Origin of the sequence: Ferrovibrio terrae, assembly GCF_007197755.1 — a bacterium.
Taxonomy (GTDB): Bacteria; Pseudomonadota; Alphaproteobacteria; order Ferrovibrionales; family Ferrovibrionaceae; genus Ferrovibrio; species Ferrovibrio terrae.
The window spans coordinates 894,208-906,173 of the sequence record NZ_CP041636.1 but is presented as its reverse complement, the minus strand read 5'-3'; the positions used below and the strand labels follow the sequence as shown (position 1 = coordinate 906,173).

General features: G+C 62.6%; 14 protein-coding genes. 6 read left to right on the top strand and 8 right to left on the bottom strand.

The window, feature by feature from the left end; translation table 11 throughout:
- Positions 1 to 40: 40 nt before the first annotated feature.
- Positions 41 to 760 carry a response regulator transcription factor CtrA gene (gene ctrA / locus FNB15_RS04315; protein ID WP_144067527.1) on the top strand — a complete coding sequence of 240 codons (720 nt, stop codon included), beginning with the start codon at positions 41 to 43 and terminating at the stop codon, positions 758 to 760.
- Between the two features lie 62 nt (positions 761 to 822).
- Here the strand turns inward: ctrA and FNB15_RS04310 are convergent, their stop codons facing one another.
- Positions 823 to 1,437, bottom strand: coding sequence for a histidine phosphotransferase family protein (locus FNB15_RS04310; RefSeq protein WP_144067526.1), 615 nt, complete (start codon positions 1,435 to 1,437; stop codon positions 823 to 825).
- 116 nt (positions 1,438 to 1,553) lie between these two features.
- Here FNB15_RS04310 and FNB15_RS04305 point away from each other — a divergent pair, with 116 nt between their 5' ends.
- Together FNB15_RS04305 and cysQ are read left to right on the top strand one after the other, a co-directional pair.
- Positions 1,554 to 1,733 carry a DUF3553 domain-containing protein gene (locus FNB15_RS04305; protein WP_144067525.1) on the top strand — a complete coding sequence of 60 codons (180 nt, stop codon included), beginning with the start codon at positions 1,554 to 1,556 and terminating at the stop codon, positions 1,731 to 1,733.
- A gap of 7 nt (positions 1,734 to 1,740) precedes the next feature.
- Positions 1,741 to 2,532, top strand: a complete 792-nt coding sequence (cysQ, locus tag FNB15_RS04300; protein ID WP_144067524.1) for a 3'(2'),5'-bisphosphate nucleotidase CysQ — start codon at positions 1,741 to 1,743, stop codon at positions 2,530 to 2,532.
- Between the two features lie 7 nt (positions 2,533 to 2,539).
- On the opposite strand, the gene trhA is transcribed toward cysQ, so the two are convergent.
- The 7 genes from trhA to FNB15_RS04265 form a co-directional block, all read right to left on the bottom strand.
- Positions 2,540 to 3,190: a PAQR family membrane homeostasis protein TrhA gene (gene trhA, locus FNB15_RS04295; RefSeq protein WP_144067523.1), complete on the bottom strand. Its 651-nt coding sequence runs from the start codon at positions 3,188 to 3,190 to the stop codon at positions 2,540 to 2,542.
- Positions 3,191 to 3,249: 59 nt separating this feature from the next.
- A complete protein-coding gene (locus FNB15_RS04290; protein WP_185973707.1) occupies positions 3,250 to 3,807 on the bottom strand; it encodes a Spy/CpxP family protein refolding chaperone in 558 nt (185 codons plus the stop codon).
- A gap of 81 nt (positions 3,808 to 3,888) precedes the next feature.
- Positions 3,889 to 5,688 (bottom strand): feruloyl-CoA synthase, encoded by a 1,800-nt coding sequence (locus FNB15_RS04285; RefSeq protein WP_144067521.1) that lies wholly within the window; start codon positions 5,686 to 5,688, stop codon positions 3,889 to 3,891.
- A gap of 115 nt (positions 5,689 to 5,803) precedes the next feature.
- Positions 5,804 to 6,559, bottom strand: coding sequence for a hypothetical protein (locus FNB15_RS04280; RefSeq protein ID WP_144067520.1), 756 nt, complete (start codon positions 6,557 to 6,559; stop codon positions 5,804 to 5,806).
- Between the two features lie 47 nt (positions 6,560 to 6,606).
- On the bottom strand, positions 6,607 to 8,061 hold the full coding sequence (locus FNB15_RS04275; protein WP_185973706.1) for a peptidoglycan-binding domain-containing protein: 1,455 nt from the start codon (positions 8,059 to 8,061) through the stop codon (positions 6,607 to 6,609).
- 185 nt (positions 8,062 to 8,246) lie between these two features.
- A complete protein-coding gene (gene acuI, locus FNB15_RS04270; RefSeq protein ID WP_144067518.1) occupies positions 8,247 to 9,236 on the bottom strand; it encodes an acrylyl-CoA reductase (NADPH) in 990 nt (329 codons plus the stop codon).
- Positions 9,237 to 9,349: 113 nt separating this feature from the next.
- On the bottom strand, positions 9,350 to 10,516 hold the full coding sequence (locus tag FNB15_RS04265) for an acetyl-CoA acetyltransferase (RefSeq protein WP_144067517.1): 1,167 nt from the start codon (positions 10,514 to 10,516) through the stop codon (positions 9,350 to 9,352).
- Between the two features lie 298 nt (positions 10,517 to 10,814).
- Between FNB15_RS04265 and FNB15_RS04260 the strand changes: the two genes are divergently transcribed.
- From FNB15_RS04260 to FNB15_RS04250, 3 genes are all read left to right on the top strand, one after another.
- Positions 10,815 to 11,171 (top strand): peptidoglycan-binding domain-containing protein, encoded by a 357-nt coding sequence (locus FNB15_RS04260; RefSeq protein WP_144067516.1) that lies wholly within the window; start codon positions 10,815 to 10,817, stop codon positions 11,169 to 11,171.
- Positions 11,168 to 11,413, top strand: a complete 246-nt coding sequence (locus tag FNB15_RS04255) for a hypothetical protein (protein ID WP_144067515.1) — start codon at positions 11,168 to 11,170, stop codon at positions 11,411 to 11,413. The genes FNB15_RS04260 and FNB15_RS04255 overlap by 4 nt, the downstream gene beginning before the upstream one ends.
- A gap of 138 nt (positions 11,414 to 11,551) precedes the next feature.
- Positions 11,552 to 11,848: an usg protein gene (locus FNB15_RS04250; protein WP_144067514.1), complete on the top strand. Its 297-nt coding sequence runs from the start codon at positions 11,552 to 11,554 to the stop codon at positions 11,846 to 11,848.
- The last annotated feature ends 118 nt before the right edge of the window (positions 11,849 to 11,966 follow it).

The window sequence follows — 11,966 nt, the reverse complement described above, 5'->3', positions numbered from 1 at the left end:
GGCGCAGTTCGGAGACTGACCTTCAAGCGTGGGGTGCACCATGCGCGTGCTGCTGATCGAAGACGACGCTTCCATGGCCAAGAGCATCGAACTGATGCTCAGCGCCGAAGGCTTCAACGTCTATCGCACCGAATACGGCGAAGAGGGCCTGGACCTCGGCAAGCTGTATGACTACGACATCATCGTGCTCGACCTGAACCTGCCCGACATGCACGGCTACGATGTGCTGAAGAAGCTGCGCGCGGCCAAGGTGAATACGCCGATCCTGATTCTCTCGGGCATGGGCGAGCCGGACAAGAAGGTGAAGGGTCTGGGCTTCGGTGCCGACGACTACATCACCAAGCCGTTCAACAAGGACGAGCTGGTCGCCCGCATCAACGCCATCGTCCGCCGCGCCAAGGGCCATTCCCAATCGGTGATCCAGACCGGCAAGCTGACGGTGAACCTGGATGCCAAGTCGGTCGAGGTCGAAGGCGGTCGCCTGCACCTGACCGGCAAGGAATACGCGATGCTGGAGCTGCTTTCGCTGCGCAAGGGCACCACGCTGACCAAGGAGATGTTCCTCAATCATCTCTATGGCGGCATGGACGAGCCGGAGCTGAAGATCATCGACGTCTTCATCTGCAAGCTGCGCAAGAAGATCGCTTCGGCCACCGAGGGCGACAACTACATCGAAACGGTCTGGGGCCGCGGCTATGTGCTGCGCGACCAGGTCGAGCCGGTGGCGGCCGGCGCCAAGCGGGCGGCTGGCGGGCACTGATCATCGCCGTATAGATATGAAAAAGCCGGCCCTTGAGGCCGGCTTTTTTTGTGCCGTCAGCGTCAGTTGGCCGTGAAGCGCAGTACCAGCGATGTCTCGCCCGGCTCGGCCTGCAGGCGATGGCCAGCTGAGGCGGCAAGGTCGCGGGCATAGCGCGCGATGGCTGCAACAGGCTCGGCGGGCACTGCGCCATCGCCCAGACCCAGCGCGACGTCGTCAGTCCAGCGCAGGGTGGTGCCTTCGGCGCGGATCAGCCACGCCCTGGCATCTTTCACAAGACTGAGGCTGCCCCCGCGCGGCAGTGCCTGCGCTGCCAGCGACAGGCCGAGCAGCAGCGCCTTGCCGAGCGGCTTGGACAGCGGCTCGGTGGTGGCCGGCAGCAGCAGGCTCAGCTTGCCGCCTGCGAAATACGCCTTGGCCACACGCGTGAATTCGGTATAGGCCATCGGTTCGGTCATGCTGCCCGATGAGCCCAGCGCCAGGCGGAAGAAACTCAGGCGCCGCGCCGCGTCGCTGGCCGACTGCGCGATCAGGCCGATGGCTTCCTCGCGCATCGCCGCGTCGGTTTCCTCGGCCAGCAGTTCCACGCCGTTGTTCACCGCGCCGATGCTGCCGGCCAGGTCATGGCACAGCCGCGAGCAGATCAGGGCGACAAGGTCGGTGGTTTCGCTGGCCATGCGTGGGCGCTCTCTCCGTAAATCAGCCCACCTGCGGGTGGCAGTCGGGCCATGCCCTGTCTAGAATGTCTGCAGCAGACAGGCAACCGCAAGCGAAAGCAGATCAGGCGAGGCGCATGCTGGCACCGTTCGTTCCGGGCGACTGGGTGGAAAACCCGCAGCAGCCCGATTGGGGCCCGGGCCAGGTCCAGTCGGCGATCGGCGCGCGCGTCACCGTCAATTTCCTCCATGCCGGTAAACGTCTGATCAACACTGACCAGGCGATGCTGCGCCCGGCCAAGCCGCCAGAAGACTGATCCCGCAATGACGCAATCCCACGCCAAGCTTGCACAGGCCCTGCTGCCGCTCGCCCATCAGGCGGGGGCTGCCATCATGGCGGTCTATGCCACAGCCTTTACGGCGCGCGCGAAAGACGACCGCAGCCCGGTCACCGATGCCGATGATGCCGCCGAGGCCATCATCCTCGCCGGCCTGCGCACACTGACGCCGGATATTCCCGTGGTGGCCGAGGAACTGGCAGCACGCGGCGAGGCGCCGAATGTCGGCAGCGGGCCCTTCTGGCTGGTCGATCCGCTCGACGGCACGCGTGAATTCATCGAGCGCAATGGCGAATTCACGGTGAACATCGCGCTGGTCGAGAACACCCGTCCGGTGCTGGGCATCGTGCTGGCGCCGGCGCTGGAGGTTGCCTGGCTCGGCGCACCCGACGGCGCCCGCCGCTTCGACAAACTGCATCCCGAGGGCAAGACGATCCGCGTGCGCAAGGTGCCCAAGGTCGCGCCGCTGGTGCTGGTCAGCCGCAATCATCGCGAGGCCTCGGTGGACACCTGGCTGAAACAGCAGATGGCGCCGGAAACCAAAACTGTCGGCTCGTCGCTGAAATTCTGCCAGATCGCGGAAGGATCCGCCGATTTCTATCCGCGCTTCGCGGCGATCTCGGAATGGGATACCGCGGCGGGGCAGGCGGTGCTGGAAGCCGCCGGCGGCGCGGTGCTGGCCTGGGATGGTCCGGCCGACAAGCCGCGTATCGGGCCTGCGCTGCATTACGGCAAACCGGACTTCCGCAACCTGCCGTTCCTGGCACGCGGCGCTTAAATGTCGGTCAGATAATCGCCACATCCACCAGGATGGCGGCGAAGTGACAGGCCGCTGCAGCCAGCACGAAGACATGCCAGATCGCATTCTGGAAAGGCAGCCTTTCCCAGAGATGAAACACCACGCCGAGCGAATACAGCCCGCCGCCGGTGACCAGCAGGATCAGCGCCGCCAGTGACATGCTGCTGATCAGCGGCTCAAGCGCCGCCAGGATCACCCAGCCGAGCAGCAGATAGGCGATCACCGACAGTTTCTCGAACCGCAGCGGGTAGCGCAGTTTCAGGAACACACCGATCAGGGCCACCGTCCAGACGAAGCCAAGCAGCAGCGCGCCCCACAGGCCGCCGATCACGATCAGCGAAAACGGCGTGTAGGTGCCGGCGATCATCACGAAGATGGCGGCATGATCGAAGCGGCGGAACACCGCTTTCAGCCTCGCCTGCGTCGTCATGTTGTAGAGCGCCGAACAGGCCAGCATCACCAGCAGGCCGAAAGCGTAGATGCCGAGGCTCAGGCCACGCGGCAGGTCGGGATTGATCGCGATGAAAACGACCAGCGTGATACAGGCGGCGAGGCCAAAGCCGAGGCCCAGCAGATGCACCACGGCATCGGCCAGCAGTTCGGCGCGGGTACATTGACGGCGCGTATATACAGGCATGCCGGTCTCTCAGGGCGTCGGCATGATCCTAAACCAGAAATTACGGCGGATTGAAGACGTTAACGCAGCAGATCGTCCTCGCGTTCGTTGTCCGGGGCGGAGTCATAGCCGCGCAGACTGGCGAAGCGCAGCAGCTGGTCCGGCGTCAGTGCGTCGCGCGCGGCCAGATGGCTGCGCAGCCGCAACGCGCGGATGCGGCCATCCAGCGCGGAAATCCGTGCTGTCAGCGCATCGACGCGCGTCGCCTCGATATTGTTGTCGGCAAAGGCGCGCGCCAGCCGGCGTTCCTCGGCGACCAGGCGGCGGCCCAGCGCGGCGATCTCGGCATCGGTATCGTGCTGCAACTGGCGCAACTGCGCGCGCTGGCCCTCGCTGAGACCGAGCGAGTCCGCGATCTGCAGGGCGGTCTGCGGTGCCGGATACAGATGGCGCTCGGCGTCACTCGTATCCTGCGCATTCACGGCGACGAAAATCGCGGCGGTCGAGGGAATGGTGGGAATATCGGTATCGGCGGCCTGCGCCTGCGTGTCGGCCGGTGAGCGGCCGATGGTACCCAAAGCGAAACCAGCGGCCAGCGTCAGGCCGAACGCCAACGTGGCGAGCAAACGTCGCGTCACGGCGTATCTCCTAAGACTTTGCAAAAAACCCGAGGCAGAATATGGCTCGGTATCGCGCGCAATCTAGGGCGATGCGTCGTCTCAGTCGGTGACGGTGATCACGTCGGGGGCAGGCGGATCGATATAGAGGCGCATCACATCCGCGTGACGGCGTTCCAGTGTCGCGCGCTGGTTGATATAGCCCTTGTCGGTGATCTCGTTGGCATCGATGGACGGCGGCTCGCTCAGCAGCAACACGCGCTGCACCTTCAGCGACGAACCGCCCTGCGTCTTGTTATGTTGGCTGAGCTTTTCCGCGATCTGCCGGCGCAATTCTTCTGGCGCGATCTCTTTCGCCGCAGCGGAAGGCCATGCGAGAAGCCCGATGACGCTGCGATCCTGTCCGGTCACCACGGCATCCTGCAGCAGCGGTGAACAGGCGGCGATGGCTGCCACGCGCACACCGCCGACATGGACCCAGGTGCCGGTGGTCAGCTTGAAGTCTTCCGCCGTGCGGCCGTCGAAGACCACGCCACTGGCCGGATCGTTTTCATCTGCAAGTTTCGCGGCATCGCCGATGCAGTAGAAGCCGTCCTCGTCGAAAGCCTTTTTCGTCTGTTCCTCGCTGCCGATATAGCCCGGCGTCACGTTGGGCCCTTTGACGCGGATTTCCAGCTTGCTGCCCGAAGGAACAAATTTGAGTTGCACGCCGGGCACCGGCACGCCGATCACGCCGGCGCGCTCGATCGGGTAATGCGCCGCGGTGGCCAGCGGCGAGGTCTCGGTCGAACCCCAGCTGGACGTCATGATCACGCGTTTGCCCAGCGTGCGGATGGAGAGGGCTTCGAGCCTCGCCCAGAGATCGGGCGGCAAAGCCGCGCCAGCATAGAAGATCATCTGCAGCTTGCGGAAAAAGCGCTCGCAGAGCGTAGCATCTTTCTCCAGATGCGGGATCAGCATGGCATAGCCGGCCGGCACGTTGAAATAGATCGTCGGTGAGACGTCGCTTAAGTTGGCGACAGTCTTCTCGACGAGGCCGGGCGCCGGCTTGCCGTCGTCGATATGCAGCGTACCGCCCTGGCGCAGCACCATGTTGAAATTGTGGTTACCGCCGAAGGTGTGGTTCCACGGCAACCAATCCAGCAGCACCGGCGGCGTCGTCTGCAGGAAGGGCCAGATCTGCGCGATCGCCTGCTGATTGGAACACAGCATGCGATGCGTGTTGATCACGCCTTTGGGCAGGCCGGTCGAACCCGACGTGAAGAGATACTTCGCCACCCAGTCGGGACGGATCGCGGCAAAGCGCGCATCAACGGCCGCTGTGGGTTCGGCGGACCGAAGCACGGCGAGATCGGTGATCGTCTCGATCTCCCTGGGCAGTGTGGCGAGCACTTTTTCGAATGGCCCGCCGCCCAAGTTTCCATTTCCCTGGGCAAAAATCAAACGTGGTTTCACCAGTCCGACAATGTGATGCACCTTGGCGAAATCGCCACTCATCAGCGAATAGGCGACGCTCACCGGCGTGACCGGCACGCCGGCGACGAAGCCGCCCAGCATCAGCAGGGCATGATCGATGCTGTTGCCTGAGAGAATCACGATGGGTGTCGACTGGTCGAGGCCGCGATCGAGCAAGCCTTGCGCGATGCTGCGCGCGGCATCCCAGGCATCGCCATAGCTCACTTTGCGCCAGCCGCCGGTGGGGGTTTTCTCGGCGAGGAATACGCTCTGCGGCTGGCGTTCGGCCTGTGCCTGCAGCAACTGGCCGAGATGATCGGCATGGGCGCCGAGCGGCTCTTCGGAGTGAAGGATGAAGCCACCGCTGGGAATCTCGCGGCGGCGGATGCGCGGCACGGCAAGCTCGAGCGGCAGGAAGGACGGTTTGGTCTCGCCCGGCTGAATCATGTTTCCTCCCACGGAAACCGGCTTTTTATCGCGCCACCCATTTTGTAAGGCAGCATTACAATGTGACTCAGACTACAGGCGGCGCGGGCAGCGGGCAAGAGGGAAGCGTCAGGGCTTAAAGTCCGAGCTTGGCCCGCCATTTGTCCTCGATAGGGCGCAGGCCGCATCCAATCGACCTGTCCGGGTCTACTGGCTCTGTCGGGTCACGCGGGAAGCGGACGAAATCGACCAAACGGGTAGGGTCGGCCAGCAGCCAGCGGATGGTGTGGTGCCCGATCCAGATATCGCCGTTGGCCTTATGATCATAGTGTCTGTAATAGGGAAAAGAGACGCTGCACTGATGTCGCTTGCTGGCAAATTTTCCGAACAGTGAGAAAAACGCGCGCGAGAAGGCGATGTGATTTTCGTTACGCGGAGAAACGGCCATGACGAAGAGGCCGGACCCCATTTCCTCGAATCCAAGCTCGTCTTTCCTCGGATACCCACCGAGCTGCATATAGAATTTCGGATCCGGTTTGGCCTGCGTGTATCCCCAGGTGTATCGCTTCTTCCGGTATTCCAGGCGCCAGTTAGGATCGAAGACGGAACTGGTTCTGCTGCCCCTTCCGATCGTGGTGTCTTCCAGCGCATCGGCGATATGCGATCTGAGCTGGAAGCGGGGCGGACGCGGCGGCTCGGGTTCTGGCTGGTATTCGGTTCCCAGGTAACGACCATAAGGACAGGCAATCTGCAGCGCATCGCCGAAGGCACGCCAATCGTCCATATTGAGGCAGACCCTGCGGGACAGAAAGTTCGGCCTGCCCTGCTGCGGTGTCAGATCGGGTTGCGGGATCGGCGTCACTATGGGGATAGGGATTTTTCTTACCGGCATGCTTGAGTTTCCTGCCTAAACGACATGGCTGTTTTCTGCCCAGACTATCATTTCTGGTTCTTTTCTCTCTGATCTTTGGCGCGCTGTGCGCTTTCAGGCCCTTTGTAATCTTTCGGTATCTTTGATGCAGGTTTCTTGAGTTCACCGCGTTTTTCCCAATCCTCGCGCAGTTCGATGAAGGCGGCGAGACAGGCTTCCCGCGCATTCCTGCGGAATTCCTGCTCAGACATCTCAGATCCCCGTTTTTCGAGCATCACCATTCTCTCGCCCGGCGTCTTGGCTTTGATGCCGTCGCGCGCCGTTGCCTCGCGATCATCGGGGTTACCGGCGCCATCGCTGTCAAAGGTATTGCCACGCACCATTTCCACGATATCGCGGGCGACGGCAATGCCGAAATCCGGCCGGTTACTGCCTTGGCGCACGAATTTACCGTTCTCGTCGTAATTCCACAGGTGTTCTTCCTTCAATGCCTCGATATCCGCGTCTCCTTCAGGATTGCCGCCAAAGATGTGCCCCACGGTTGCATCCGGGAAGATTTCCCGCGCGACCTTCACACATTCCTCGATCGCCATGTTCACGCCTTCTTGCGTCAGCGCGTTGCCCCGGCTGCCGCCGGTATGCAGGCCCTGCATCTTGATTGCGAACGCGTCATTGAGGACATCGGCAATCTGCCGGTCTTCCGGACTGAGGTCTTTGGCCCAAGTGCCGAGCGGCGGGACGTGCAATTCCTTGCCGTCCTCGGCAATGATGATGCGGCCGTGCTGTGGCTTGGCGAAATCCTGCTGTTGGCGGTCTTCTTCAGGCTGTGCGCGTTCCGGTTCACGTTGCGCGTCGTTATCGGATTTGTCGGTAGGTTGTTGACTGTCGCCGGACAACGGCAGCATCGCTGCCGGTGCCAGAATTCCTAAACCGCGTAGCAGATTCGGAATCTGTGGGATCACTCGCGTGCCAACCTGCACGGCGGGCGCAAGCAACGCCGTCTGCTCTCCGGCCTTCGGCGCGAATTGCTCCGGCGGTTCGTCGCTCATCACCTGCGACGGCTTGAGTCCGATGGGTTCGCCGCTGCCGCCGTCACCTGAGCGCAAATAAACATTGGTTATCGGCTTGCCATTGCCGTCCAGCGCAGGACGGAGGCGATAGAAGTCGTCGACCTCCTTGACGCTCGGAGGCACAAATCCTTCGAGCGGGGCGCGAAGTTCGTCCTTCAGGGTGGACAGCGTCTCGCCGACACCAGTCTCGCCGACACCGAATGGGCCGAGCGGCAGCAGCGTGCCGTCCGGCTCAAGCCCATGGTCTTTCTGGAAGCGCATCAGCGCGCGGTTCAGCTCGCCGCCGGGCCAGCCGGTGGGCATGCCGGGGTCGGGCAGCTCGTAATAGCCGGAATTGGCCAGCAGGGCCTGCGCCTTGATCACGTCATCGCGGTTGTTGTCGCCGAAGCGGCCGACCGAGCCGGAGAAGCTGAACAGATCGTCCGGGGGATTTTGAAATGGAAGCAATGACATGGCGGAAAACTCCATCCGGGTGAATACAGGTGTATTGATAATATTCCTATAATATATACCATATTTGTTCTTTATTCAAGAATAGCTTCAGCCGTCATGCCCGGGCTTGACCCGGCCATCCACGAAGTCTGGTTTCGAAAAGGCGTGGCTGCCCGGATCAAGTCCGGGCATGACGAAGGGGTGAGTTACTTGCTGACGTCGATCACGACGCGACCGCGGATCTGGCCGGCCAGAATCTTCGGTGCCAGTTCCAGCACCTCCGACAGCGGATGCACCTCGGTCATCTTGGCAAGCGCACCCTTCGGCAGGTCCTGTGCCAGCTGCCACCAGGCGCGCTTGCGTTTGTGCATCGGCGCCATCACGGAATCGACGCCGAGCAGGCTGACATTGCGCAGGATGAAGGGGAACACGCTGGCCGGCAGATCCGTGCCGCCCGCCAGACCGCAGGCGGCGACGAAGCCACCGTATTTCACCTGGCTCAGCACGGTGGCGAGCGTCTGGCCGCCGACGGAGTCTATCGCTGCCGCCCAGCGTTCCTTGGCCATCGGCGCGCCCTTGGTGGCCAGGTCCTCGCGTGCGACAAAACCGGTGGCGCCCAGGGATGCGAGATAGTCATGCGTCTCGGGACGGCCGGTGGCAGCCACCACCTTGTAGCCCTTACGCGCCAGGATCGCGATGGCGACCGAACCGACGCCGCCGGCAGCGCCGGTCACCAGCACTTCGCCGTCATCCTTGGAGAGGCCGGCATCTTCCAGCGCCATCACGCAGAGCATGGCTGTGTAACCCGCCGTGCCGATCGCCATCGCCTCCTGCATCGTGAAGGCTTCGGGCAGGCGCACCAGCCAGTCGCTTTTCACGCTGGCGAAACGGCTGTAGGCGCCCCATTGCGTCTCTGACAGGCCATAGCCGTTGACGATCACCTTGTCGCCCGGCTTGAAATCGGAATTGCCCGACATCACCACGGTGCCGGCGAGATCTATGCCGGCCACCATCGGCAGCTTGCGGGCAATGCGGCCGCCGGTGAGCGCCAGGCCGTCCTTGTAGTTCAGCGTCGAATAGGCGACCTCGACCAGCACGTCATTCTGCGGCAGGTCTTTCTTGGTCAGCTCCTTGAAGCCGGCTTTCGGCTTGCCGTCGACCTCTTCGATGACCACGGCGCGGAAGGTATCGGACATCTTCACTTCCTTACTTACAAGACCGTCATGGTCGGGCTTGACCCGACCATCTCAGGCAATTTGAGAAAGATCCTCGGGTCAAGCCCGGGGATGACGTACTTGTATCGACTGACTCACCGCAGCGGTTCGAGGATCGAGACGTAGTTGGCCACCGCCACGCCGCCCATGTTGAAGACGCCGCCGAGTTTGGCGTTCTTCACCTGGATATCGCCGGCCGAGCCGTTCAGCTGCATTGCCGCCATCACATGCATCGACACGCCGGTGGCGCCGATCGGATGGCCCTTCGACTTCAGGCCGCCCGAAGGATTGACCGGCAGCTTGCCGTCGGCCTGGACCCAGCCTTCCATGATCGCCCGCTTGCCTTCGCCCGGTGCGGTCAGCCCCATGGCTTCATATTCGATCAGCTCGGCAATCGTGAAGCAGTCGTGGCTTTCGGCAAACGACAGATCCCACACGCTCAGGCCTGCTTCGCCCAGCGCATCGGCCCAGGCCTTGGCCGGACCCTCGAAGGCGATCACGTCGCGCTTGGCCATCGGCAGGAAATCCTGCACGTGGCGCGAGGCGCGGAAGGCAATCGCCTTCTTCATGCCCAGCGCAGTCTGCACGTCGGTCATCACAAGTGCTGCCGCACCGTCGGAGACCATCGAGCAGTCGGTGCGGCGCATGCCGCCGGTCACGATCGGGTTCTTGTCCGACACGGTCTTGCAGAAGTCGTAGCCGAAATCCTTCTGCATATGCGCCAGCGGATTCCTGGCGCCGTTCTTGTGATTCTTGGCGGCGATCATCGCGGTGGCATCCGACTGGTCGCCATAGCGCTGGAAATACTGTTTCTGGATCGAATCGAACACGCCGGCGAAGCCACCATCGGTGAACACTTCCGCCTTCTTGTAGCTCGCCTTCAGCAGCACGTTGCCGACCACATCATTGGGCGAGGAGGTCATCTTCTCGACGCCGACGCAGAGCACGAACCGCGCCTTGCGCGCGGCAATCGCATTCAGGCCCTGATAGATCGCCGCCGTGCCGGTGGAGCAGGCATTCTCGACCCGGGTCGCGGGCTTGAAGCGCAGGGCGGGATCAGCCTGCAGCACCAGCGAAGCCGTGAAATCCTGGTCGATCAGGCCGCCGTTGAAATGGCCGAGATAGATCGCATCGACATCCTTCGGTTCGATGCCGGCGTCGCGGATCGCGCCTACTGCTGCCTCGACGATGAGATCCTCGGCGTCGCGACCATCCAGTTTGCCGAATTTGCTGTGGTGCCAGCCGACGATGCAGGCGGTCATGCGGTCTCTCCCGAAAGTCTTGTTGTTGACGGGTTAAGAGAAGAGGGGCGGGGGGTGAAGTCAAGGCGATGGCGGGGACTTCGCGAGGCTTCGTTTCGGTTCGTACGGGTTCGTGGCGCTTCGTGGCTGTTCGTGGCGGTTCGCTGGCGTTCGTACGGGTTCGTAGCGGTTCGTTTGGGTTCGCGGCGCGGCTAAGCCTTTGATATGTCGTAAATGAGAACATAAAGCGAAAATATCTTGCTTCAAGTACATTCAGCCGATATATTCCTATTATGTTCTCATTTGGAGAGTAGCTCAGATGTCCGCCCACCAGCGCCTGTTCGATCTGCCCAGCCGCGATGACCTGGATTGCCTGCCCGACCCGGCCGGGGCGGAAATCATGTTCGCCGCATCGCCCGGCAATGGCCCGTTCGACCTGCAGGCAGGCGTGGGGCCCGGTCAGACCAACCGGCATGCCGATGTCTGCAAGCTGCAGGGGCTGCTGCATCTGGAAGGTTATCTCGACACCGCCGCCACCAACGGGCCGACGGGAGTGTGGGGCGCGCGTGACGATTATGCCCTGCGCAAATTCCAGAGAGAGAACGGGCTTGCCATTGATGGCGTCGTGCGGCCCGGCGGCGAGACCCTCGAAGCGATCCGCGGTTTCTCGCAATGAGCGGTCCGGCGACGCGCCGCCTGCTGGCCAGTGCGCTGTTCGGCGCCATCCTGCCGCTGGCCTTCGTCGGCGGCATCGCGCTGCAGAGCGAAAGCCCTGCGCTCCATGCCGACCGGGCGGCATTCCATATCCTGCTGCCCGCACTGCTGTTCGGCATGATGGCCTTTGCCATCTGGATTCTGACGCGCCAGCAGCCGGCCCGGCCGCTTGGCAGCGCCCCAATCAGCAGCATGCGGCGCTGAGTGCCAATCGGCGTCGTGTTTACACAATCTTATTGCAACGAATCAGACACTGCTGACAGGCTTTGACTGTTGGTTGCCGGCGCCTGAGTCGGTGTTCATCGTATCGGGCGCAGGCGCCGTTCCCTGACCGGAGGCGCGATGTCCGATCATTCCCCAGACAAAAAAGTTGACCATGCCGCGTGGCTGCAGAAGCTGCTGACGCATCGCCTGACCACGGCGGAAATCCTCTATCACATGCCCGATCATCCGCAGCTGCTGCAGGCTTACGTGTGGCAGGATTACGATCTGGCGCCGAAATTTCCGGTGCTGCAGAAGTTTCTCGATTTCTGGGAAGACAAACTCGATGGCAAGCTGCACAGCGTGCGCGTGGTCTCGGCGCGGCTGGTCAGCCCGGCCGAAATCCGCGCGGCGGCGGAGAGCTACAGTTTGCATTAAGGCGGCCGGCTAAGAAGCGACATCAGCGCCACACCAATAGTCGTCACCCTCGGCCTTGTGCTGAGGGCCCATCCCGTCTCTCAGCGTCACCCTCCGCGCATGCTGGCTCGGGCGGATG